This is a genomic window from Haloarcula sp. CGMCC 1.2071, from assembly GCF_037078445.1.
In the GTDB taxonomy this organism is placed as follows: domain Archaea; phylum Halobacteriota; class Halobacteria; order Halobacteriales; family Haloarculaceae; genus Haloarcula; species Haloarcula amylolytica.
On record NZ_JAYMGY010000002.1, the window covers coordinates 125602 to 148742 of the forward strand.

General features: G+C 64.5%; 26 protein-coding genes. 12 read left to right on the forward strand and 14 right to left on the reverse strand.

Features of this window, described 5'->3' with window-relative positions; all coding sequences use genetic code 11:
• Nucleotides 1–45: 45 nt before the first annotated feature.
• Nucleotides 46–291 carry an ATP-binding protein gene (locus VI234_RS04610; protein ID WP_336329366.1) on the reverse strand — a complete coding sequence of 82 codons (246 nt, stop codon included), beginning with the start codon at nt 289–291 and terminating at the stop codon, nt 46–48.
• A 220-nt stretch (nt 292–511) separates the two neighbouring features.
• Between VI234_RS04610 and VI234_RS04615 the strand changes: the two genes are divergently transcribed.
• Nucleotides 512–706 carry a cold-shock protein gene (locus tag VI234_RS04615; RefSeq protein WP_004515390.1) on the forward strand — a complete coding sequence of 65 codons (195 nt, stop codon included), beginning with the start codon at nt 512–514 and terminating at the stop codon, nt 704–706.
• A 2-nt stretch (nt 707–708) separates the two neighbouring features.
• Nucleotides 709–903: a cold-shock protein gene (locus VI234_RS04620; RefSeq protein WP_004515391.1), complete on the forward strand. Its 195-nt coding sequence runs from the start codon at nt 709–711 to the stop codon at nt 901–903.
• Between the two features lie 121 nt (nt 904–1024).
• On the opposite strand, the gene VI234_RS04625 is transcribed toward VI234_RS04620, so the two are convergent.
• From VI234_RS04625 to VI234_RS04635, 3 genes are all read right to left on the reverse strand, one after another.
• Nucleotides 1025–1768, reverse strand: a complete 744-nt coding sequence (locus VI234_RS04625; protein ID WP_008307640.1) for a DUF429 domain-containing protein — start codon at nt 1766–1768, stop codon at nt 1025–1027.
• A gap of 111 nt (nt 1769–1879) precedes the next feature.
• Nucleotides 1880–2065, reverse strand: a complete 186-nt coding sequence (locus VI234_RS04630; protein ID WP_008307638.1) for a hypothetical protein — start codon at nt 2063–2065, stop codon at nt 1880–1882.
• A 41-nt stretch (nt 2066–2106) separates the two neighbouring features.
• The gene (locus VI234_RS04635; protein WP_008307637.1) at nt 2107–2265 is read right to left on the reverse strand and encodes a hypothetical protein; all 159 of its coding nucleotides are present in this window, start codon (nt 2263–2265) and stop codon (nt 2107–2109) included.
• A 75-nt stretch (nt 2266–2340) separates the two neighbouring features.
• Here VI234_RS04635 and VI234_RS04640 point away from each other — a divergent pair, with 75 nt between their 5' ends.
• Nucleotides 2341–3048, forward strand: a complete 708-nt coding sequence (locus VI234_RS04640; protein WP_336329367.1) for a nucleotidyltransferase family protein — start codon at nt 2341–2343, stop codon at nt 3046–3048.
• Nucleotides 3049–3128: 80 nt separating this feature from the next.
• Entirely contained in the window at nt 3129–3728 is a 600-nt protein-coding gene (locus VI234_RS04645; protein ID WP_008307633.1) for a DUF4864 domain-containing protein, read from the forward strand.
• Here VI234_RS04645 and VI234_RS04650 read toward each other — a convergent pair.
• The 3 genes from VI234_RS04650 to VI234_RS04660 are packed head-to-tail and all read right to left on the reverse strand — an operon-like array spanning nt 3725 to nt 7051.
• Nucleotides 3725–4804, reverse strand: a complete 1080-nt coding sequence (locus tag VI234_RS04650) for a sugar ABC transporter permease (protein WP_336329368.1) — start codon at nt 4802–4804, stop codon at nt 3725–3727. The genes VI234_RS04645 and VI234_RS04650 overlap by 4 nt on opposite strands.
• The gene (locus VI234_RS04655) at nt 4804–5766 is read right to left on the reverse strand and encodes a carbohydrate ABC transporter permease (RefSeq protein WP_336329369.1); all 963 of its coding nucleotides are present in this window, start codon (nt 5764–5766) and stop codon (nt 4804–4806) included. Before VI234_RS04655 ends, VI234_RS04650 begins: the two co-directional genes overlap by 1 nt.
• A gap of 10 nt (nt 5767–5776) precedes the next feature.
• The gene (locus VI234_RS04660; RefSeq protein ID WP_336329370.1) at nt 5777–7051 is read right to left on the reverse strand and encodes an extracellular solute-binding protein; all 1275 of its coding nucleotides are present in this window, start codon (nt 7049–7051) and stop codon (nt 5777–5779) included.
• A gap of 212 nt (nt 7052–7263) precedes the next feature.
• On the opposite strand from VI234_RS04660, the gene VI234_RS04665 reads away from it, so the two are divergent.
• The gene (locus VI234_RS04665) at nt 7264–9363 is read left to right on the forward strand and encodes an alpha-amylase family glycosyl hydrolase (protein ID WP_336329371.1); all 2100 of its coding nucleotides are present in this window, start codon (nt 7264–7266) and stop codon (nt 9361–9363) included.
• A gap of 92 nt (nt 9364–9455) precedes the next feature.
• Entirely contained in the window at nt 9456–10622 is a 1167-nt protein-coding gene (locus VI234_RS04670; protein WP_008307624.1) for an ABC transporter ATP-binding protein, read from the forward strand.
• A gap of 141 nt (nt 10623–10763) precedes the next feature.
• Here VI234_RS04670 and VI234_RS04675 read toward each other — a convergent pair whose 3' ends face one another.
• Entirely contained in the window at nt 10764–12782 is a 2019-nt protein-coding gene (locus tag VI234_RS04675) for a glycoside hydrolase family 15 protein (RefSeq protein WP_336329372.1), read from the reverse strand.
• 171 nt (nt 12783–12953) lie between these two features.
• Between VI234_RS04675 and VI234_RS04680 the strand changes: the two genes are divergently transcribed.
• Nucleotides 12954–14006 (forward strand): TrmB family transcriptional regulator, encoded by a 1053-nt coding sequence (locus tag VI234_RS04680; RefSeq protein WP_008307622.1) that lies wholly within the window; start codon nt 12954–12956, stop codon nt 14004–14006.
• A 35-nt stretch (nt 14007–14041) separates the two neighbouring features.
• Here the strand turns inward: VI234_RS04680 and VI234_RS04685 are convergent, their stop codons facing one another.
• Together VI234_RS04685 and VI234_RS04690 are read right to left on the reverse strand one after the other, a co-directional pair.
• Entirely contained in the window at nt 14042–14515 is a 474-nt protein-coding gene (locus VI234_RS04685) for a type IV pilin (RefSeq protein ID WP_008307620.1), read from the reverse strand.
• Between the two features lie 108 nt (nt 14516–14623).
• Nucleotides 14624–15622, reverse strand: a complete 999-nt coding sequence (locus tag VI234_RS04690; RefSeq protein ID WP_008307618.1) for a glutathione S-transferase family protein — start codon at nt 15620–15622, stop codon at nt 14624–14626.
• A gap of 230 nt (nt 15623–15852) precedes the next feature.
• On the opposite strand from VI234_RS04690, the gene VI234_RS04695 reads away from it, so the two are divergent.
• Entirely contained in the window at nt 15853–16386 is a 534-nt protein-coding gene (locus tag VI234_RS04695) for a 50S ribosomal protein L16 (protein ID WP_336329373.1), read from the forward strand.
• A 78-nt stretch (nt 16387–16464) separates the two neighbouring features.
• On the opposite strand, the gene VI234_RS04700 is transcribed toward VI234_RS04695, so the two are convergent.
• Nucleotides 16465–16899 (reverse strand): universal stress protein, encoded by a 435-nt coding sequence (locus tag VI234_RS04700; protein ID WP_336329374.1) that lies wholly within the window; start codon nt 16897–16899, stop codon nt 16465–16467.
• Between the two features lie 189 nt (nt 16900–17088).
• On the opposite strand from VI234_RS04700, the gene VI234_RS04705 reads away from it, so the two are divergent.
• Complete coding sequence (locus tag VI234_RS04705; RefSeq protein ID WP_336329375.1) at nt 17089–17952, forward strand: ATP-grasp domain-containing protein; 864 nt, start codon at nt 17089–17091, stop codon at nt 17950–17952.
• A 56-nt stretch (nt 17953–18008) separates the two neighbouring features.
• Here the strand turns inward: VI234_RS04705 and VI234_RS04710 are convergent, their stop codons facing one another.
• A complete protein-coding gene (locus VI234_RS04710) occupies nt 18009–18395 on the reverse strand; it encodes an Hsp20/alpha crystallin family protein (protein ID WP_336329376.1) in 387 nt (128 codons plus the stop codon).
• A gap of 186 nt (nt 18396–18581) precedes the next feature.
• Between VI234_RS04710 and gap the strand changes: the two genes are divergently transcribed.
• On the forward strand, nt 18582–19586 hold the full coding sequence (gap, locus tag VI234_RS04715; RefSeq protein WP_336329377.1) for a type I glyceraldehyde-3-phosphate dehydrogenase: 1005 nt from the start codon (nt 18582–18584) through the stop codon (nt 19584–19586).
• 341 nt (nt 19587–19927) lie between these two features.
• A complete protein-coding gene (locus tag VI234_RS04720) occupies nt 19928–21133 on the forward strand; it encodes a phosphoglycerate kinase (RefSeq protein ID WP_336329378.1) in 1206 nt (401 codons plus the stop codon).
• On the opposite strand, the gene VI234_RS04725 is transcribed toward VI234_RS04720, so the two are convergent.
• The gene (locus tag VI234_RS04725; RefSeq protein ID WP_008307600.1) at nt 21130–21276 is read right to left on the reverse strand and encodes a hypothetical protein; all 147 of its coding nucleotides are present in this window, start codon (nt 21274–21276) and stop codon (nt 21130–21132) included. The genes VI234_RS04720 and VI234_RS04725 overlap by 4 nt on opposite strands.
• 128 nt (nt 21277–21404) lie before the next feature.
• Between VI234_RS04725 and VI234_RS04730 the strand changes: the two genes are divergently transcribed.
• Nucleotides 21405–21983: a riboflavin synthase gene (locus VI234_RS04730; protein WP_008307599.1), complete on the forward strand. Its 579-nt coding sequence runs from the start codon at nt 21405–21407 to the stop codon at nt 21981–21983.
• Here VI234_RS04730 and VI234_RS04735 read toward each other — a convergent pair.
• Entirely contained in the window at nt 21980–23014 is a 1035-nt protein-coding gene (locus VI234_RS04735; protein WP_336329379.1) for a PrsW family intramembrane metalloprotease, read from the reverse strand. The two genes, VI234_RS04730 and VI234_RS04735, sit on opposite strands and share 4 nt — an antisense overlap.
• Nucleotides 23015–23141: the final 127 nt, after the last annotated feature.

The window sequence follows — 23141 nt, forward strand, 5'->3', positions numbered from 1 at the left end:
ACTGTGCCTCCCACAATCAAGAAACGTCGGTCGTGCGGACTGGTGTCATGCCCGTGGGAGTTCGACGACGAAGTGCGCGCCGTCGAAGTCGGTGTCGGGGATGGTCGTGTCGGGTTTGCTGGCGGCGTCGGCGAGATAGATCTCGCCGCCGAAGCTCGTAACGAGCGTCTCGACGAGATGGAGTCCGCCACCGTGCGTGTCGCCCGCCCGCGGGTCGAAAACGCTGTCACGCCGGTCGTCGGGAATCCCCGGCCCGTCATCGACGAGACGGTCCCGTGCGCCACGGCGCATAGTTACGATTGGGGTTCCGGCTGGTTCCATTCGGTTAGTGAGACGGTAAGACCGAACGTGACACCGGAGCGTCTCCAGCTAGATTGGAGAGACGACTGCGTATGTGGCATGCCAGTATTACACACTCCATAATCGCCAGACAGCGGCCGGATAGATCAGTTTCCCACCAGAGCATCGTACCGACACTGTTATCCGTGGTGCTGGCATCTCTTTGGTTGCAATGGCGAAAGGAACGGTTGATTTCTTCAACGACACTGGCGGTTACGGTTTCATCGACACTGAGGACGCGGACGAAGACGTCTTCTTCCACATGGAAGACATCGGCGGCCCGGACCTCGAGGAAGGACAGGAGCTCGAATTTGACATCGAGCAGGCGGACAAGGGTCCGCGCGCCAACAACGTCACACGGCTCTAACAATGGCGGAAGGCACTGTCGACTTCTTCAACGACACTGGTGGTTACGGCTTCATCGAAACCGACGATGCGGACGAAGACGTCTTCTTCCACATGGAAGACGTCGGCGGCCCTGACCTCGAAGAGGGGCAGGAAGTCGAGTTCGACATCGAGCAGGCGGACAAGGGTCCGCGTGCGACCAACCTCACGCGACTGTAAGACGGCTTCTGTCTACAGTCTAGCACTATAATCACTTGTCAGCGGTCGCGGTGTAGCGTACACGGCAGTGTCGCTGGCATGCACATAACTCACGACGAGCGACGGCGCTCGCCGAGACACGTCACGACGTGATCAGTGGCGACGCCGCCCGATAGACGATCTCCATCGGCAGCCCCGCCGCATCTCGCGGCGGCTCGGGCGGCAGCGTGTACAACTCCCCGTCGCCCGGCTGTGCTGTGTACGCGAGAGCGACGGCGTCCAGCACATCGTGAACGGCTACCGCCGCGCCGCCGGTCGCTTCGGCGGCTTTCTGGACCGTCGGGGCGGCATCGCGGTCGTAGTGGGCCAAAACCCGCATCCGCTCGGCGTATCCCCCGGCGGTGCGCTTCGAGTAGCTAAGCGGCTCGCCACCGAAGGCTCGAAAACAGACCTCCGGGTGGGATTCCCGGATGGCTGCGGCAGCCTCGGGCAGTTCCTGCAGGAGTTCGTCGACCCGGGCGAGGCTGTCGCTGCGTGCGAACGCCCGCTCGGAGAGTTTCTGTCCGGTCTTGCGCTTGTGGACGCGGTTGGCCGTCGAGTAGCGCTGTTTCCGGGTCGCTTCTCGTACCGGCGGCGTGCGAACCGCCGCGCTCCGCTCGCCGAGCACCGACCGGGCGAGTTCGTCACACCGGCGGTCCGGATCACCGGATTCCACGAGCCCAATCGGCACTCCGACCAGAATCAGCCGAGCGCGCTCCTCGTACGCTGACCAGCACTCGCCGATACTGTCGAACACCGACGCGTGGTCGAACCCGTCGCCGGTGAGCGCCACAGCGACCCAGGACTCGTCGCTCCGGTCGACACCGACGTACAGCGGTTCCGCCATTATCGATACTCGTTCGGATAGGCGCAAAAGTGTATCCCGAGGTGTTCGTTGTCCAACCGGTCCAGCACCCGAGCTATCGGCCGCGGCGCAGACTGTTCCGGCGGCTGTTCGTTACGACTGCCCGAACTTCGTGAGTTCCTTGAGCGGCACTAGCCGGTGTTCCATCGCCGGCTTCGTGTAGCCGGCGGATTCCTCGGAGACACCGCTTGTGAACACCAGCAGCTTCTGTTGGAGGACGTGCGGTACGCCGTCGTTGTCCCGGATGATGTCGACCGAGCGCCACGCTTCGTCTTCCATGCGTCAGAGCCACACACTGCTGCTACCTGTCTCTTTCCCCGTCAGGAGTCCGGCCCGACGAATATCGTCCGGAGCCGCGCACCGCAGTCCGGACAGCACAGCGTCTGCCAGCGGTCGTTGTCGAGGTCACCGAACGTCTCCCGGCGGACCGCCTCATCGACGGTGACCGACCGGCCGCAGGTGTCACACTCCTCAGCCATGCGTCAAGGTTGGCTGGCCACGGACAAAACCCGCTCGCCCACAGGCATTTAGCCGGTGCAAGCGTGGGGCCGGATATGGACGGCGTCGTACTCGCTGCCGGCGAAGGGACGCGGATGCGACCGCTCACTGCGGACAAGCCGAAGGGACTGGTCGAGGTGGCCGGAAAGCCGCTGCTGACACACTGTTTCGACACGCTGCTGTCAGTCGGCGTCGACCGCCTGGTCGTCGTCATCGGCTACCGCGGCGATGACATCGTAGCTCGCTACGGTGAGCGGTATCGGGACACCCCGATAGCGTACGTCCGGCAGGACGAACAGTTAGGACTGGCCCACGCGCTCGAACAGGCCCGCTCGGCCGTCGACGGGACCTTCGTCGTGCTGAACGGCGACAACGTTTGCCGGGCAAATCTCGACGGGGCCATCGAGCGCCACCGCGAGACCGACGCCAGCGCGACGCTGCTCGTCGAGGACGTGTCGCGGGCCGAAGCCAAGACGACCGGTGTCGTCACGACGGACGACGAGAACCGGGTGACCGGTCTCGTCGAGAAGCCGTCGGACCCGCCGTCGACGATGGTCACGCGGGGCTTTTTCGTGTTCGAGCCGGCCGTCGGCCACGCCTGCGCGCTGACGCGACCTTCCGAGCGGGGCGAGTACGAACTCCCCGACGCAATCGACCTGTTACTGAGCGCCGGCCACCGCGTCGAGGCGGTCGAACTCGACGGGTGGTGTCACAACGTCAACGAACCGAGCGACATCGACGCGGTCGAGGAACGGCTCGGCTGACGGCATCGACCGCTGCCAAGCGAAACAGCGCACGGACGCGGCGACGGAACATCGAAGGAGCGTCACCCCAATACAGGGGTATGACAGCCGTTCGGCCGCTGGCGCTCGTCGCACTTGCCGCGGTCGTCGCACTGGCGGGCTGCGGTGCGTTTTTCGGTGGTGGCGACTCGGCAGGGTCGGAAGCGACGATAACGCCCGCCGACGTGCCGACGGACGAGACGCGAGCAGTCGAGACGACAGGCGAGGGGAGCTACTGGGGCAACGTCTCCGTCGACACCAACAGATCGGCGGTGACACAGCCGCGGGTCCTCGAACTGCGACCGAACTGCGAGCGGCCGCCGGCGCTGGTCGTCCACATTCAGGTGCTGGCGCTCCAGAACAACGACCCGGCGACGAACGAGGGCATCAACACGACCTGGCAGTTCGCGTCGCCGTCGAACCGGGACCTGACGGGACCGTACTCGAACTTCGTCCGGACTATCGAAAGTGGGTTCGAGCCGCTCCTGAACGCGACAGGCGTGCGGTACGGACCGCTGGACCGCGACGGCGACACCGCGTCACAGCCAGTGACGGTCGTCGATGGGAACGGAACGACGACGAGCTACCAGTGGACGGTCGAAAAGCAGACCGAAGCGCCCTACGAGGGGTGCTGGATGACGACGGGCGTCGCGCCAGCTTAGCCTTCCATCCCGCTGAAGGAGAGGCCGCCCTCGATGTAGCGCTGGGCGAACAGGTACGCCAGCATGATCGGCGAGGCGAAGGTGAGCGCGAACGCGGAGAACCGCGCCCACGGGATGGAGTACTCGTCGACCATTGCGTACAGGCCGACCGGCAGCGTGTAGTTCTCCGTCCCCAGCAGGGTCTGTGCGACGACGAACTCCGTCCACCCGGTGAGGAAGACGAAGATGAACACCGTCGCCAGCCCGGCGGTCGACATCGGGATGATGACCTCGGTGACGACCCGCCACGGCGGCGCGCCGTCGACGACTGCAGCCTCCTCGTAGGAGACCGGGATGCCGTCCATATAGGTCTTCAGCAGCCAGGTGTTGAACGGCACGGCGGTCGCCGCGTAGTACACCGCAAGCGCCAGTTTGCTGTCGTTGATACCGAACTGGACGTACAGCGCGTACATCCCGATGAGCAGGGCGACCCCCAGGCCACCACCGACCTGCGTCATCAGGACGTAGAGGAAGAGAATCTTCCGGCGGAAGAGGAACTCTCGCCGCGAGAGGGCATAGGCCGCCGGAATGATGAGCGACATCGCGATCAGCACAGTCGGAATCGCCACCATGAGGCTGTTCCAGAGGAAGCGCTTGAACTCCGACGGGCGGTCGACGCCGTAGTCGGAGGCGTCGAGGATCTCGATGCCCGGCGTCTGGAACACGAAGGCAAGGTCGGTGAACGGGATGGCGGCGGAGATCGAGTACGACGGCACGATGAGGTCACCGATAACCCAGATGAACGGTTTGACCGACGGATCAGTGGGAAACAGCGAGAAGCTCTCGGACGTGTACAGCGAGCTTCCGGAGCCGGAGAGGGCCGCCATCAGAATCCAGTAGATCGGGAAGAGCAGTGCCAGCACGACCAGCGTCGCACCGATGCTCGAGAGAATGACCTTCAGGACTTCGGACGCGGGCAGTTCGCCCCGACGGACGGCCTGCACGGTGTAGGACCACTTGCGGACCGTCCGCGCGGGCATCGTCGCGAACGTCTTGATGTCGTTGCCGAGCTTTCTGGCGATTGCACCGAGGAGCATTAGTCGTTCACCCCGTCGGCGAGTTTGCCTTTCTTGACGTTGAGCCACATGAACGCGCCGATGAACACGAGCGCGATGATGCTGATGGCCGCACCGCGGCCGTACTGCTGGAACGACAGCGCCTCACGATAGCCGTAGACGACGATGAGTTCGTTCGCCCGTGCCGGGCCGCCCTTATTGAACACGAACGGGATGAGGAACTGCTGGAACGACGCCGCGGAGGTCAGGATAGACGCGAACAGCACGGGACGTTTAATCGACGGCAGCGTGATGTGGGCGAAGCGTGCGAGGAATCCCGCGCCGTCGACGACGGCCGCCTCGTGGAGTTCCTCGGGCACGTCCTGTAGCGCGCTGACGGTGATGATGACCATGAACGGGTACGCCAGCCACGCCTCCGTGACGTTGTACGCGACGAAGGCGGTCCAGCGGCCCGAGAGCCACGCGACCGAACTCGCCCCGAACGCGGTCAGCAGTTGGTTCATCAGCCCGAATTCGGCGGAGCTGAAGATGCCACGCCACACGGTGATAGTGAAGATCGGCGGCAGCCCCATCGGGAAGATGATGAGCGAGCGCAGGACGCGCTTGCCGCGGACGAGTTCACTGGTCACGATAAGCGCGATGGCCAGGCTCGCCCCGATCTTGAGCGTGACGCTCGTAGCGACGAACAGCCAGGTGACGCCGAAAGAGTTCCAGAACTGCCCGTCGGTCAGCACGTCGGCGTAGTTCTCTAGCCCGACGAACAGCGCGTCGCCGAACGTGAGCACGGCGACGACGCCCTCGCCGGCGAACAGGTTCGCCGGATCTGCGTTCGTAAACGAGATTCCCAGCAGGTACAGCACCGGGAACAGCATGAACGCCGAGAAGACGAACAGCCCCGGGAGCACTAGCAGTAACGACGCGTCGTCCCGCGTCAGAAACGGGACCGACTCGATGCGGTCCGCCGCTCGTGAAACCGTGCTCATGGGTCAGTGCTCACTCCCAGTTGCTGCGGATTTCCTCGGCGGCGGTCGTCAGTGCGTCTTCGGCGCTCGCGTCGCCGTTGAACGCCTCGATGAGCGCGTTCTCCAGTGGCGACCACACCTTATTCATGCGCGGGTCGGTCGGCATCGGGACCCCCTGGCTGACGGTCTGGGAGTACGTCTGGACGTGGTCGGGGAGTTCGTCGCTGCCGACGAGACTGTCGAGCACCGGAATCGCGCCCTGCTCCTGAGCGAGTCGCGTGGCGTGGTCTTCGTTGGTGGCGAACCACTCGACGAAGTTCCGGGCGGCCGTGGCGTCGGCCCCGCCCTCGCTCATCGCGTCCGCGAAGTACCACATCGAGATGCCGGTGTACGGCGTCACCTCGCCGCCGTCGATGGCAGGGAACGTCGCCACCTCGTAGTTCACGTCGCTCTGGTTCAGCGTCGGCAGGTACCACGGCCCGTTGACCGCGAAGGCAGCGTTCCCCTCCGAGAACGTCGCGGCCTGCGGTTCGTAGTTCGGGTCGTCGGGCATGTACGGACGGAGGGTGTCGAGCGCGAACTGGAGCCCTTCGATGGCTTCGTCGGCATCCAGGCCGAGCGCCGGGTCCTGCTCAGGGTCGAAGTAGTAGCCGCCGAAGGCCTGTATCCAGCCGCTCGTGAAGTACGGGTCGAACGGCGCGGCGAGGCCGTACTGGCTCTTGTCGGGGTCGTGGTACGCCTCCATCGCCGCCACCATGTCGTCGATGGTCTCGGGCGCTTCGTCGACGATGTCCGCGTTGTAGATGAGCGTCACCGTCTCCGCCGAGTGCGGGAGGCCGACGACGGCGTCGTCGAACTGGACGGCGGAGGCGGCGGCGTCCGTGAACTGGTCGAGGCTCACGGAGAGTTCGTCAGACTGGTCGACGACGAACTCCCGCTGGTAGTAGTCGCCCACCCAGTCGTGTGCCCACTCGAAGATCTCCGGCCCCTGCCCGGCCGGAATCGCGCTCGTGGTCTTCTTTTCCATGTTGGAGATGTCCGAGCCCTCGACGCCGAACTCCGTCTCGCTCGCGAACGACTCCATCGCGGCCTCGCGTGCGGGTATCTCCGAGTCCTGAAGCTGGTACCACGCCGTCGCGGTCCCGCCGGACTGCTGACTCCCGCCGCCTGACCCATCGCCGTCACCGGAAGCCGTTTCCCCCTCCGAGCCGCCACTGCCCTGCTCTTGCACACTACAGCCAGCCAAGGCCGTAGCCGCCCCGACACCGCCGATCCGTTTGAGCACCGTCCGTCGTTCCATTGTCATGGATAGATATAGGATGAAATAGTCCTTCATAACTTAAATCATTCGGAAATAGAAGGAGACAATGATGATAGATTTCGAGAATCGGCGTGGAGTCGCTTCTCCGTGTATCGGTTTTCAGCAAACTGGGTGCGGTAGAACAAACGAAGTAATATTCTTTCTAAAATTCAGCGCGAAACGTAACACTCACAGTACCGACCCTGTACCGTAGGCGTATGCACCATCCAGGCCCGCCACGGTTCGCCACCGTCGGCGAATCGGTCGAACTGGCCCCGCGTCAGCCCGACCCCGGCATGGCTGCCGAGTGGCGGTTAGTCGAGCGGCCAGCGGCGAGTACGGCAGCGCTCGGCGACGGCCCGGTCTGTCACCTCGAACCCGACGTGCCGGGCGTCTACCGAGCGGCGGTAACCGCACCGGACGGCACACACGAGCAAGTCGTCCGGGCGTTCCCAAGCATCACCGAGACGGTCCGGTTCAGCGTCACGGCGGCGGACTTCGACTGCGACGGCGGTACCGACGACCTCGCCGTCGCCGACCGCGCCATCGTCATCGGGAAGTTCAACGATTTCACGATGGGCACCCACTGGGCCGAGCGCGACGGCGACGAGTGGGTCATCGAGACAGAACTCCCGCCGGGGACCCACCACGCCATCTTCAGTTTCGACGGCTCCTTCGAATCGACCGCGACCGACGAGGTCACTGTCGAGGGACCGGGACGCCCACGAGTCGAACTCACCAGTCAGACGGAGGACGGGGGCCTCGTCGTCTCCGCGGACGCCCGCGCGGCCCCGTCGGGGAGCGAGCCGGAGGTCGAATTCTATCTCGACGGCCGCGACACGCTGGAAGAGTCGGCTGTGACCATCGGCAGCGACGAACTCCGGGTACCACACCAAGCCCTACCCGAAACGACCCGGATTCACGCCGTCGCCGTCGCTGAGCGCCACAGCGTCGCGGACACGCTGGTCGTGGAACGCGACAGTGGAACCGGAAACGCGACCGCAGACGGCACAGTGACCGTGTCACGGCCCGCCGACCCGCCGGACTGGGCCGGTGACGCCACCATCTACGAGATATTCGTCCGGTCGTTCGCCGGCGAAACCGTCGACACGAGCTTCGAGGCCATCGAGCAGCGGGTCCCGTACATCGAGTCGCTGGGCGTCGACGTGGTGTGGCTCACGCCCGTCCAGGCGAGTCCGACCCGGCACGGCTACCACATCACTGACTTCTTCGACACCGCCACAGACCTGGGAACACGCGAGGAGTTCGAATCGCTGGTCGACCGGCTCCACGACGCGGGGATTCGGGTCGTCTTCGATCTGGTCATCAACCACAGCTCGCGGGACCACCCGGCCTTCCAGCTCCACCGGGCCGGTGTCCCCGAGTACGCCGACCACTACGAGCGAATCCCGGCGTCACAGGACGTCTCCGATATCGACTGGGCTGGCGAGGACGCGCCGGGCTACTACTTCAACTGGACGCGAATCCCGAACCTCAACTACGACTCGCTCGCGGTGCGGCGCTGGATGCTCGACGTGGTCGAGGAGTGGCGCGACGTGGTCGATGGGTTCCGCTGTGACGTCGCCTGGGGCGTGCCACACGGGTTCTGGAAGGAAGTCCGGGAGCGGGTGAAAGCCGACGACCCCGAGTTCCTGCTGCTCGACGAGACGGTCCCGCGCGACGCTGCCTTCGCCGAAAACGAGTTCGACGTCCACTACGACACGGACCTGTTCGACACGCTCCGGGACATCGGGACCGGCGAGGAACCGGCGTCGGCGCTGTTTGAGGCGCTCGACGCGACGGTCGAACACGGCTACCCCGACCGCACGGCGCATATGCGATACGTCGACAACCACGACGAGGACCGCTATCTCGACGAGTGCGGGGCCGCGTCACTGCGGGCGGCCGTCGGGGCCACGTTCACCCTGCCTGGAACACCCATGATATACGCCGGCCAGGAACGGGGCGTCGAACAGCAGCGCGGAACGATGCGCTGGCACGACGGCGACAACGCGCTGACCGACTTCCACCGGCGACTGGCGGCCCTCCGAGCGGACCACGCCGCACTGCGCTCGCCCGGGATACGCCCGGTTCCACACACCGTCGAAACGGGCGATGCGGACAGCGTCGTCGCGTACGAGCGCACCGACGGCGATGAAAGGCTCGTGGTCGTGCTACACTTCGGCGACGGCACGGCGACCGTCTCGCTCGACACTCCAGTCGGGGACACCGACCTTCTCAGCGGCGACCCGGTCGATAGCGGCGGGGCGGTCGAGGTCGGAGATGTCGTCGTGATACCGCCGGCGAGCGGTCACTGACGGCACTCAGTTTCACGACCGACTGAACTTTGCTAGAACTTCTATGAAAAATCCCATCAAACTTATTAGCGATGGGTGTGAGACTCTGTGTAATGGCGAGTCTCGAACTAGACGGTCTCCGGAAGGAGTTCGACGGTGGCTCCATCGTGGCGGTCGACGACGTCGACCTGTCCATCGACGACGGAGAGTTCGTAACGGTGGTCGGCCCGTCGGGGTGTGGGAAATCGACGACGCTACGGATGATTGCCGGGCTTGAACGGCCGACGAGCGGTCGTATCCGTATCGGCGACGAGGACGTGACGGACGTCCACGCCCGCAAGCGCGACGTGGCGATGGTGTTCCAGAACTACGCGCTGTACCCGCACAAGTCCATCCGACAGAACATGGCGTTTGGCCTCCGGATGAGCACCGACCTCTCGAAGGAAGAGCGCGAGGAGCGAGTCACCGAGACGGCGGAGATGATGGGTATCGGGGACTTGCTCGATGACACGCCGGACCAGCTCTCCGGCGGGCAGAAACAGCGGGTCGCGCTCGGGCGCGCCATCGTCCGGGAGCCGGACGTGTTCCTCTTCGACGAGCCGCTGTCGAACCTCGACGCGAAGCTCCGGACGACGATGCGGACGGAAATCCAGCGCCTGCAGGAGGAACTCGGCATCACAGCCGTCTACGTCACCCACGACCAGGAGGAAGCGATGACGATGGGCGACCGCATCGTCATCCTCAACGACGGGGAGCTCCAGCAGGCCGGTCGGCCGAAGACGGTGTACGAGAACCCGACGAACCAGTTCGTCGGCGGCTTCGTCGGTTCGCCCTCGATGAACTTCCTCGACGTGACCGCGGAGCCACTCGGCAGCGGCATCCGGCTCACCGGTGCTCACGACGACTTCTCCTACGACCTCACGGGCGGCCGTGCCAGTGCCTTCGGCGACATCGAAGGCGGTTCGTACGTGCTGGGTATCCGACCGGAACACGTCTCCGTCAGCGACGGCGGCGACCAGAACGCCGTTCCGGCGACAGTCGACGTGCTCGAGCCCATCGGTAGCGACAACTACCTCTATCTCGATCTGGGCGAATCGAAAACCGGGTTCGAGGGCGACGGTGCGCCGGATTTCATCGCCAGGGTGAGCACCGACGTAGAGCCGGCCATCGGCGACCGCGTGCAGGTGTCGTTCGACGAATCCGCTGTCCATCTGTTCGACCCGGGGACCGGCGAGACGGTTACAGCCGGCGAGGACGCGCCCGTCGCAGCACCGCAGTAAGGGATAGGCAGTGTCCACGTCCGGGCGTAGTCACTGTTTTCGACCAGTTATAGAGTCCCTACGGCCATCCGCTACGTTTGCGAGTGCGCGAGCAGCGCGGTCCGTAAAAAACCACTCGCGGGCGCTCAGCGGCTCGGCAGTTTACTCGCGGGCGCTCAGCGGCTCGGCAGTGAGCTCCCCGGCGTCAGCGAGGTGGGCGACGGTTGCCAGCCGGAGCGCGTGGGGCCAGCCGAGCGGCGTGCCACAGTCCGGCGTCCCGTCGTCGAACAGTTGCTCGGGAAGGTAGCCGCTGGACTGGACGAGCGAGCCGCCGGGAAGGATCTCGTCCAGCAGGTCCCGGGAGCGGCCGTAGGCCGCCGTCGCTCGGCTGTCGTCGGCGTCACGCAGGAGCGCACCCAGCTGGGCGGCACTGTTTGCGCCCCACGCCGTCGAGACGGTCCAGACTTTCTCGCGGTCCTGCGAGCCGCGCCGCCAGTCGTCGCCCTCGAAGCGGATGAGCCCGCGGATGTCGCCGGTGTCCCGTTCCAGCCCGTCGAGCGTCGTCTCGACGTGGGTACAGAGCTGCTCGCGGGTTTCCGTCGGCAGGTCGACAACATCGGCGGCGACGCGACAGGCCGCAGGGAGGGCCAGCGTCGCGGAGTCCAGTCGGTCATCGAGGGTTCCTTCGTGTTCGCGGAGGGCGTAGCGGTCACCGGTCCACAGCGCATCCAGCGAGGACAGCACTATTTCGGCCTGGGACCGGGCGTGATCGCGCAGTGCGGCTGAAACGGGTGCGCAGGCGACGGCCGCGTAGGCGTGCAGGAAGGTGGCAGCGGTGTGCGTGAACCGGCCCTGCATGTTCTCCCAGGCGTTCTGGCAGGCGACGGGGAGGCCGTCGTCGGCCAGCGTGTCGTCGATGCTCTCGACGGCGCGCCCGAGCGTGGCTTCGATGCACTCCGGATTCGCCGGCTCGCCGGTTCGAAGGTACGTCGCGAGGAAGGTGGTGACGCTCGCGGTCTGGTCGGCCTGGTAGTCCGCGTCCGAACCGCTCTCGAGCCGAGCGTTCGCCCAGCCCGGCGCGAGCGTCTCGTCGCCGGGCCAGACCCGGTGGGGCCAGCTACCGTCCGGTTGCTGGGTGCGACAGTAGAACGCGGCGGAGCGCCGGTGCCACGACTGTAGTCCGAGGTCGAACGTCCCGTCAGCTTCGAGCAGGAACGCCGAAATCTCGGCGTCGTCGCGGAACCATGTGTACCCGTACCCCCCGGAGGTGACGTAGTACGGGTCGAAGTCCGGCGCGGCGATTCTGGCCCCGTTCGCGGCCGAAAGCAGCGAGAGGACGCGAAGGTCGGCCACGACGCTCTCGCGGTTCGGCGTGTCCGCGGGCACGCTCCATCGCCGCTGTGCCTGGCCCGCTTCGAGTAGCGTCTCCGAGGTGTAGTGGTCGCTCACCAGCCGGTCGATGGTCGACAGCGCCGCGTCACGGCCGATATCGTTCGTGTCCGTCAGCAGCGTGGTCAGCGTGACGCCCCCGTCGACGAACGGCGCGGACAGCAGGACACCACCAGTCAGCGTCGTGTCCTCGTACCGTCGTTCCCCTGTCGCTCGGGGGAACGAGACCGGCTCACTGTCGACGAGTTCGGGGAACCGCTCGGGAATCTGGCCCTGAACGGCGTCGAGTTCGGTAGAGACGCCGACGAAGTCGTGTTCGGAGCGATGGTAGGCCTCGACGGTGTTTCCGTGCATCAGCAGGCTCTGTCGGCCGTCCCGCCCGTCAGGTGCGAAATCGACGAACGCCCGAAGCGACACGTCGGCGGGGGCGTCGCCGCGAAGTTCGAACCGGGTGACATGAGCCTGCTCGATAGTGCAGTCCGTCTGGACGACGGCCCAGTCGCCGCAGTCGTGGATGGTCTCGACGACGCCGGCGTCACCGCGATACCGCTGGTCGGCGTCGGCGCTGAACCACGTCGTCGAACCCGTGTCGATGCCGAACCGAGAGCGGTCGATCCCCGTGAGCCCACACAGCGGATAGGAGTAGTCCCGCAGCGAGCCATCGCTGTCGACGTGCACCAACCGGCTGTCGAGTCCGGAGAAAGTGCCCGTCGTAGAGCGGAACTCGCCCGGGAACTGGTGGCGGCGGTCCCGGGTCCGCTTGAAGTCGTTAAGTGCCGTCCGGAGCGTCATTGGTGAGAGACACCACTGCGGGGGATATAAAATATGGTGTAATAGTTTTTCATTCTTGTGAGCGCGGTGTGGGCCAGTCGACGATACGGCCCATTGGGCGGCTTCGGGGGCGTTGGCGGGCCACACAGCACCGAAACACAGTTATCCGCCGCCGGTACCAGATGTGAACAGATGGACGATTCGACTCTCAGGGACAGGCTGGGGCAACTGGGCCTGTCGGAGAAGGAAGTCGACACGTACCTGTCGATTCTCGGCAGCGGCGAGGCCACGGCCAGCGAAATCGCCGACGACACCGGCGTCTCAAAACGGTACGTCTACAGCATCAGTGAATCGCTCGAAGACCGGGGGTTCATCGAGGTCAACGACCACGTCGTGCCCACGACGATACGCGCCCGGCCGCCCGAGGAAGTCATCGACGCCCTGACCGACCGGCTCGAAGAGATGAGTGGGGCGCTCGATTCCCGATACTCGGCGAGTGCGCGGGAACCACAGCAGTTCGACGTCATCAAGTCCCGGGTGACAGTCATCAAGCGGCTCACGGAGTACATCAGAAACGCGGAACGGGAGATCATGCTGTCGGTTCCCCAGCAGTACCTCCCGGAGATCTCGGAGGAACTGGTCGCGGCCGTCGACCGCGGCGTCCTCGTGATGCTGGTCGTCAGCAGCGCCGACGGCCTGGAGCCGGACGACGTGCGCGGGCTGGCCTCCGTGGTCCGGTCCTGGAACCAGCCGATGCCGATTATGCTCACCGTCGACGCCCAGTTCGGCCTCGTCTCCCCAGCGGAGATGGTGACACGCACCAACTCCGACCAGCGCGCTATCGCCTTCGTCCAGCAACAGCTCGTCCCCGTGCTGTCGGGGTCGTTCCTCGGGAACTACTGGCTGATGGCCACCGAGGAGACCGTCACCGACCCGGCCCCGCTCCCCGCCACCTACCACGACTTCCGCCACGCCGTCCTCCAGGCGACGCTCCATCTGCGCGCCGGGCACGACATCCACGTCTCCGCAGAAGTACGAGCGGTACAGGCCGACGACGACACCACCACCATCGAGGGGACCGTCGTCGAGACGAAACAGGGCGTCGCCGAGCCACAGACCAACTCCTACCCCATCGAACACACGCTAGTCGTCGATATCGGCGACCGGACTGTCTCGCTGGGCGGCTCCGGGTCGTTCATCGAGGACTACGAAACCGACGAAGTCACGCTCTCGCTGGCCGAGTGAAGAGAGCAGTCCGACAGCGGAGGCAAAACAGCCGTTCAGTTGCGCTGGCTCGGGTCCGGCCAGCGATAGATGACGTACGTTTCCGACTCCGGTTCGTCCACGGGAGCCCAGACGAGTCGAAGCGTCGCGTCGCTCAGATCCAGAGATTCCCCAGTCGTGATACCGGAGAACTGTCCACGATGGATCGTGATTTCTGTCCCCGACGTAATCCGCGTCGAGGCCTGTGCCTGTATCGGGTCGGTGTCAAGCGTCACGTCGCTGCCGTCGGAACTCCTGGCACCGGAGACGACGACAGTGAGGTTGTCCCGGTAGACGGTTTCGCCGCTTTCGAAGCTGAGATTCAGATACTCCCCATTGCCGGTAGTCCGCTCGCTGTAGTCGGCCACGATAGCGACCTGCGGTGCCTGCGTGGGTCGCTGCTCGCTGAAGCCGAGCGCGAACACACCGATGGTGGCAGCGAGAATTGCAGCAATTCCGACGAGGATAACGACGCCAATGACTGGGCTCACGGCCCGACTTCGCCCGTCTACCCGACTCATTGAACACAGGTGAGAACTGGGTATATAAAAGGAACAGCGTCGACTCAGCGTTCGATATCCGGCCGCGAAACGGCCCGGTTACGCCGTCGGAAGTAGCGTTTCGGGGAGGTCGCCCGGCAGTTCGTCGCGGTCGTGGTCGGCCTCGAAATCGGGGTCGGGCCCCATCGGGACGATGCGCTTCGGGCTCACGTCGGGGTGGGTGGTGTAGTAGTGCTCCGTGATGTGGTCCATGTTCACCGTCTCGGCGACGCCGGGGAGCTGGTAGAGGTCCCGGAGGTACGGCCAGAGGTTGTCGTACTCGCGGATGAGCTTGTGGTTGCACATGAAGTGGGTGTGGTACACTTCGTCGAAGCGCACGAGCGTCGTGAACATACAGATGTCCGCCTCGGTCAGGCGGTCGCCGGCGAGGAAGCGCTGGTCTTCGAGCACGCTGTCCCAGTGGTCCAGGGCGTCGAACAGCTCCGCGACGGCCTCGTCGTAGGCCGACTGGCTGTTCGCGAAGCCACAGCGGTAGACGCCGTTGTTGATGGGCTCGTAGATGTCGTCGATGATCCGGTCGGCCTCGTCCTGATAGCCTTCGGGGTAGAGGTCGACGTCGTTGTCGGCCACGTCGTCGAACTCAGTGTCGAGCATCCTGAGGATTTCCTCGGACTCGTTGTTGACGATTGTCTCCTCCTGTTTGTCCCAGAGCACCGGGACCGTCACGCGGCAGGTCGCGTCGGGGTCGGCCGCGACGTAGACCTCGCGGAGGTAGTCCGATCCGTTGACCGTATCCGGCGTGCAGCCGTCCTTGTCGGGCGTGAACTGCCAGCCGTCCTCACCGCGGAACGGGTCGACGTAGTCGACGGTGATGGCGTCTTCGAGTCCCAGCAGTTTCCGGGCGACCAGAATCCGGTGGGCCCACGGACAGGCGCGGCAGGCGTACAGGTGATACCGGCCCGCCTCGGGCTGGAACCGCGCGTCGGGGTCGTCCTCGACCCGGTCTCGGAAGGTGGTGTCCTGCCGGTCGAAAGCCCCGTCCTCGTCTGTCGTTTCGTACGCGTCAGTCCGCCACTCGCCGTCGACGAGCATATTCATGATAACAGTCGTACGCGCGCGAGTGGTAAAAGAGCGCGGTGACAGCGGTGTTACCGGTCCAACACCGATGTTCCCGACGCTACCGAGAGCAGGGACTCCAGCAACCTCAGCAACGGTCAATTTGGCACCGCTCGCGGTCGGGGGCCGGCGTATGGGACACCACGGCACGCCGCCGGGCGGGTTCGAAGCCCTTATTGGGCCGCTCGGCGACGTATTCTCCAAGAGTACCTATGTCGGACAAACCCGCCTCAATGTACCGGGACATCGACAAGCCCGCGTACACCCGACGCGAATACATCACAGGCATTCCCGGGTCGAAGATCGCACAGCACAAGATGGGCCGCAAGCAGAAGGACGCCGACGACTACCCCGTCCAGATCAGCCTCATCGTCGAGGAGACCGTCCAGCTCCGTCACGGCTCGCTGGAGGCTTCCCGCCTGTCGGCCAACCGCCACATGATCAAGGAGCTCGGCGAAGAGGGCGACTACAAGATGACCCTCCGGAAGTTCCCCCACCAGGTCCTGCGCGAGAACAAGCAGGCGACCGGTGCCGGGGCCGACCGTGTCTCCGACGGGATGCGCGCCGCCTTCGGGAAGATTGTCGGCACCGCCGCCCGCGTTCAGGCCGGCGAGCGACTGTTTACCGCCTACGTCAACGTCGAGGACGCAGAGCACGTCAAGGAAGCGTTCCGCCGCGCCTACAACAAGATCACGCCCTCTTGCCGCATCAAGGTCGAACGCGGCGAAGAGAAGCTGATCGCGTAGGCCTCGCGTCTTTTCCACCGTTCGAATAGCCGTAGCGGTTGCACTGCTACCGGTCAGTGCTCGTCTCGACAGGCCCGGCTACGGCTCGCCGTCCGAGAGACGCACAGTGAGAACAGGCACGTCCGCCGTCCGAACGACCTTCTCGGTGACGCTCCCCAGTAGAAACCGGTCCAGGCCGCTCCGGCCGTGGGTTCCCATGACGATCATATCGACGCCCGCAGTCTCGGCGTAGTCGAGGATCTCCTCGTAGGGATCACCCATTCGGCGCTCGGCGACGACAGCCGTGCCGTGGTCAGCGATATCGTCAACCGTCTCGTCGACGACCTGCTCGGTCTGTTCCTGCAGCGATTCGATGGTCGTCGCTTCTGCTGCGGCGCTTCCGAGATAGGTCGAGTCGACGACAGAGAGAACGTGAATCGTCGAGTTGTGCGTCTCTGCCAGTTCGAGCGCGTGTGCAAGCGCTTCGTCCGCGCCGTCACTGCCGTCCGTCGGGAAGAGAATGTCGTCGTACACGCGTGGTCTATTATTCCCGGACATACTTAGCGCTTATCTGTCATTTCCGCCAATAGTTGCGTATTCATCCATTATACGCCGCAATTCTGTGGCTAGCGAGAATAGGTACGCGACGCGCAGCAGAGTCCGGTCATCGTGTGCCGAGAGCGGCTGCGAGCGTGTTTTATCCCTCCACGACAACTGCAAGCTATGCACAGGCTGGCCGTCGCCACGAACGCCGAGACCTTCGAGCGGATGCAGGGGCCGCTGGCGGCCCGTGACATCGAGGTGGGCCACGTCAAGACAGCCGAGCGGACGCTGGCGCTCGACGAGCGTCCCTTCGACGCGTACGACGTGGGCTTCGTCTACCCCTCCCGAATCATGGAGGGAGCGGTCGCCGACGCCATGCTGGACGTGCCGTGGGTCAACGACCGCGAGGCCATCCTCCGCTCGCGGAACAAGGCCGACGTGCTGGCGCGTCTCGGCCGTGCAGACGTCCCCGTTCCCGAGACCGTCGTCGTGTCGAACCCGGCGAGCGAGGCCGAGCTAACGGCGGCCTTCGAGCGGTTCGACCCGCCCGTGGTCGTGAAGCCGAACTCGACGACCCGCGGCGTCGGCGTGGCCAAGGCTCACGATCTGGATTCGTTTCTCGGCATCGTCGACTACCTCGATCTGGTCCACGACTACCGCGCGGTCGGCGACCAGTCGTTTCTCGTTCAGGAGTACATCGCCGACGCCGCCGACTACCGCGTGATGGTCGTCGACGGCGAGTACGTCGGCGCGGTGGAGCGCCGACTCCCCGAAGCGAGCCGCGAGCAGGGCCGGTGGAAACACAACGTCCACCGCGGGGCCGAAGCCGAAGGGCAGGAACTGCCAGCGGCGCTACGGGAACTGGCCGAAGACGCGGCCGACGAACTGGAGATTCCGTACCTCGGCGTCGACCTGCTGGTGACCGAGGACCGCGCAGTGGTCAACGAGACGAACGCCCGGCCGACCATCGACTCGGCGACGAAGTACGAGGACGGCTTCTGGGACGATCTGGCGGCGTTGATACGGCAAACGGCTGAACAGTAGCAGTGCAAGCGTGCTGTTGCTGGCACGCAGAAAACCAGAACCGTGTATTGGGCGCGCTACAGTTCGATGTCGGCGGAGTCCTCTTCGGGGTCGAAGGTGACTTCGAGGATGCCGTTGTTGTACGTCGCGGCGGCTGAGTGTTCGTCGACGCGGGTCGGAAGCGTCAGTCGCTCGTGGTACTCACGCTCCGGGCTCTCGGCGTTGATCGTGAGGACAGTGCCATCGCACTTGAGGTCGATTGCGTCCTTATCGACACCCGGTACGTCGGCGACGACCCGGATCTCCTCGTCAGTTTCGTGAACATCGACGTGGAGGTCGGCCCCACCGCCACCGGCGTCCCGGTCGATGTGGACGTCGCCTTCGGCCCCCATCATCTCGTCCATCATCCGCTCTATTTCCCGGAAGAACTCGTCGAACGGGTCGTCACTGTCATCGCGTCTCATTCCTATCGACCATATGTCCGTCCGTTTCAAAAGCCTTCGGACCAACTCAGCGCCTGCACCATCAGTGCCATCAAGAACGAGCGCACTATCACTATTAATCATTCGTGCTCGAACGCGCATAAACAAACACAATTTACAACAAATCCGAAAAGATTTTACACTGACCGATTGCCTCTCTAGTCACCAATGAGTGATCCAGTTCGTGTCGGCCTCAACGGCTTCGGCCGTATCGGCCGGAACGTGTTCCGCGCATCGTTACACAACGACGACGTCGAAATCGTCGGCATCAACGACGTGATGGACGATTCGGAGATCGACTACTTCGCCCAGTACGATACTGTCATGGGCGAACTCGAAGAGGCCAGCGTCGACGACGGCGTCCTCACGGTCGAGGGCACCGACTTCGAGGCAGGCGTCTTCCACGAAACCGACCCCACACAGCTCCCCTGGGACGACCTCGATGTGGACGTGGCCTTCGAGGCCACCGGCATCTTCCGCACCAAGGAAGACGCGAGCCAGCACCTCGGCGCGGGCGCTGACAAGGTCCTCATCTCCGCGCCGCCGAAGGGCGACGAGCCGGTCAAGCAGATCGTCTACGGCGTCAACCAAGACGAGTACGACGGCGAAGACGTCGTCTCGAACGCGTCCTGTACGACCAACTCCATCACGCCGGTCGCGAAGGTCCTCGACGAGGAGTTCGGCATCAACGTCGGCCAGCTGACGACCGTCCACGCCTACACCGGCTCGCAGAACCTGATGGACGGCCCGAACGGCAAGCCCCGCCGTCGCCGCGCCGCCGCCGAGAACATCATCCCGACCTCGACCGGTGCCGCACAGGCGACCACCAAGGTCCTGCCCCAGCTAGAGGGCAAGCTCGACGGGATGGCCATCCGCGTCCCCGTCCCGAACGGCTCCATCACCGAGTTCGTCGTCGATCTCGACGAAGACGTGACAGAGAGCGATGTCAACGCCGCCTTCGAGGAGGCCGCCGCCGGCGAACTCGAAGGTGTGCTTGGCGTCACGAACGACGAGGTCGTCTCCTCGGACATCCTCGGTGACCCGTACTCCTCGCAGGTCGACCTCTCCTCGACGAACGTCGTCAATGGGCAGACGAAGATCCTCACCTGGTACGACAACGAGTACGGCTTCTCGAACCGGATGCTCGACGTGGCCGAGTACATCACGGAGTAGTCGTCGCCCGGCCGTTTTATTCAGGAACTGGTCAAAATAGAAGGAAAGTTTATCACGATTGTTCGCAAAACATCTTGGTACACACAGAGTGTGAATCAGTTCCACACAACTGGTCGGCTCTGTGTGTCGGCGCAGTCAGCCGTATCCGCAGTCGACAGCCCGTGACCCACAGTTGGGTACAGCGGACGAGGGACCACCACTCACTCCCACCCCATCCCTTCTCTCCCTTTCCGAGTCAGTAGCCGAGGCAGAAGGCGTAGTGACGGTATGGCTCGGCCGGGCGAACCGGCTGCTATCGGACTCGGAAACCGTTAAGCGGTCGGCAGGTTTCCTCCCGAGTGATGACCTTCCAGACGCTCGACGACCTCGACGACGGACAGCGCGTCCTCGTTCGACTCGATCTCAACTCACCGGTGGAGGACGGCACAGTACAGGACAATCGACGGTTCGACCGCCACGCGGAGACGATCAGCGAACTGGTCGACCGCGGGTTCGAGATCGCGGTGCTGGCTCACCAGGGCCGCCCGGGTCGCGACGATTTCGTCTCACTCGAGCAACACGCCGACATCCTCGCGGAACACATCGACCACGACGTGGACTTCGTCGACGAGACCTATGGGCCGCAGGCGATTCACGACATCGCGGCTCTCGACGGCGGCGACGTACTCGTTCTGGAGAACACGCGGATGTGCGACGACGAACTGCCCGAGGAGGACCCCGAAATCAAGTCACAGACGGAGTTCGTCCAGACGCTGGCCGGGGAGTTCGACGCCTACATCAACGACGCCTACTCGGCGGCCCACCGCTCACACGCCTCGCTGGTGGGCTTCCCGCTAGTCATGGACGCCTACGCCGGCCGCGTGATGGAAACCGAGTACGAGGCCAACACCGCCATCGCCGAGAAGGAGTTCGACGGGCAGGTGACGATGGTCGTCGGCGGGACGAAGGCCACCGACGTCATCGACGTCATGACCCACCTCGACGAGAAGGTCGACGACTTCCTGCTGGGCGGCATCGCCGGGGAACTGTTCCTCCGGGCCGCTGGCTACCCGGTCGGCTACGACATCGACGACGCGAACCTCTACGACGAGCAGTGGGAGCAAAACAGCGAGAAGATCGAGTCCATGCTCGAAGACCACCGCGACCAGATCACGCTCGCGGTCGACCTGGCCTACGAGGACGAGAACGGCGACCGCGCCGAGCAGGCTGTCGACGATATCGAGGAGAAAACCGTCTCCTACCTCGACGTCGGCAGCGAGACCGTCATGGAGTACTCGCCGATCATCCGCGACTCCGAGGCCGTCTTTGTGAAGGGCGCGCTCGGGATGTTCGAGGACGAGCGGTTCTCGGTCGGGACCGCCGGCGTGCTCGAAGCCATCGCCGACACCGACTGCTTCTCCGTCGTCGGCGGCGGCGACACCTCGCGGGCCATCGAGATGTACGGGATGGAAGAAGACGAATTCGGCCACGTCTCTATCGCGGGCGGGGCCTACATCCGGGCGCTGACCGGCGCGGAACTGGTCGGCGTCGAAGCGCTACAGCGTTAACTGCGGCCTTTCGTCTCCGCGTGTCGCAGGTCCCAGTCCTCGATTAGTTCGTCGGGCACCTCGACGATTCGCCCGGTTTCGGTCGGTTCCGTCCGTGCGTGACGGCCAGTCCAGTCGTGGTCAGCGTCGGGCGTAGCTGCCATACACCGCGCTACCAGCGGCGAGAATAAATTCCTTCCGACAAGCTGTTGTAAGTAATCACTCGGTTCCGAGTTTATATTACGTCTCCGGGAAGCGAAGTGCTTTCCGCCAGCCGTGCCGTATCTGGGGTATGTTCACCGGAATCGTCGAGACGACCGGCGAGGTCCAGGCAGTTATTGACGACGAGGGCGGGCGTCGGATGCGGATCGGCGCGCCGTTCGAGGGACTCGACCACGGGCAGTCGATCAGCGTCAGCGGCGTCTGTCTCACCGTCGAGAAGGCGGCCGACGGCGAGTGGTTTGAGGTGTTTCTCGCCCGGGAAACCCTCGCTCGGACGTTCTTCGACGACCTTTCGGGCGGCGACCAGGTGAACCTCGAACGGGCGATGCCCGCGGACGGCCGGTTCGACGGCCACATCGTCCAGGGCCACGTCGACACGACGACCGAGATTGTCGGTATCGAACAGGAAGGCGAGGACTGGACGTTCACCTTCTCCCTGCCCGAGGCCCACCGGGACTATCTGGTTCAGAAAGGGTCGATAACGGTCGACGGCATCAGCCTGACCGTCGCCGACCGTCGCTCCGAGGAGTTCGACGTGGCGATCATCCCGACGACGTACGCCGAGACGACGCTGTCGGAGAAATCAGTCGGCGACCCGGTGCATCTGGAGGTCGACGTGGTCGCGAAATACGTCGAACAGTTGGTCTAGGGGTCGAACTCGGTCTGTTCCGGGCGAAGCGCAGTCTCGTCCGGGTCCTCGTGAGCGCGCTTGTACGCCTGCCGGTAGGCGTGTACCTTCTTCAGCAACAGCAGGCCGAAAAACGAGTCGTACACGATGACGAACCCGAAGAAGGCAACGAGGAAGTCGACATTATAGATGCCAGCCAGAATAGCTGTCACCGGGCCGGCCAGCGTGTTGTAGACGGCGTGGATGAGCGAAGCAATGAGCAGCCCTTTCAGAACGATCGGGCCGGCGTCGTCGGGGTTGAACTTCGCCAGCCCGAGGTAGTAGCCGGCGAAGGCCGAGTAGATGACGTGACCCGGCCCCGCGAGCGCTCTGATCGCGGTGATGTCGCTGCTCGCGGCGAGTAACTCGACCGTCCCGGTAGCCATCTCGGCGTTCTGTGTGATGTACAGCGCGTTTTCGATAGTCGCAAAGCCGAGACCGGCGACAGCGCCGTACACCGCACCGTCGACGACGGCGTCGAAGCGGTTGTCGCGGAAGGCGTACAGGCGTACCGCCAGCAGTTTCACCGTCTCCTCGACAGGACCGACGATGAGGAAGAAGAAGAACACCTGGCCGAGAAACGGCACCAGACCGAATCCGGAACCGATAGCCTGTATCGGCGCACCGAAGATGCCGTTGAGCACGCCCGCAAAGCCGGCGAACAGCACACCGAGGAGGAACGTCCCCACGAGCAGCGTCAGCGGCTCCTGGGTGGTCACGTCGGCGTAGTAGATGTAGGCCGCGAGTCCGAGCGCCGGCACGGCAGAGAGGATGGCCATCCCGGCAAACAGCGGCTGGTCGCTGAGCGCGCCGAGGCTCCCGAACGCGACCTGCAGGAGGAGGATCAGAATGGCTGCAAGGATGACCAGATACCGCAGCGTCCGTATTCCGATGTGGTAGAGCCAGTGGGCGAACCGGTCCAGCCTCGACCGGGGCTCCCAAGTCGATATCTCATAGAGGTCTGCCGACCCGTCCGCGTTTACCTCGACCGGGTCCTGCCGTCGCTTTCCCATGTGCCACGTCTACAGGCCGCCTCACCTAACCGTTTGGTTCGACTATATCCGAAGGGACACTGAACGGCGTCGTAGACGACGCCGGAGGAGCCAGAGACGGCCCTGCTACCGGATCTTTGCAGAGGAG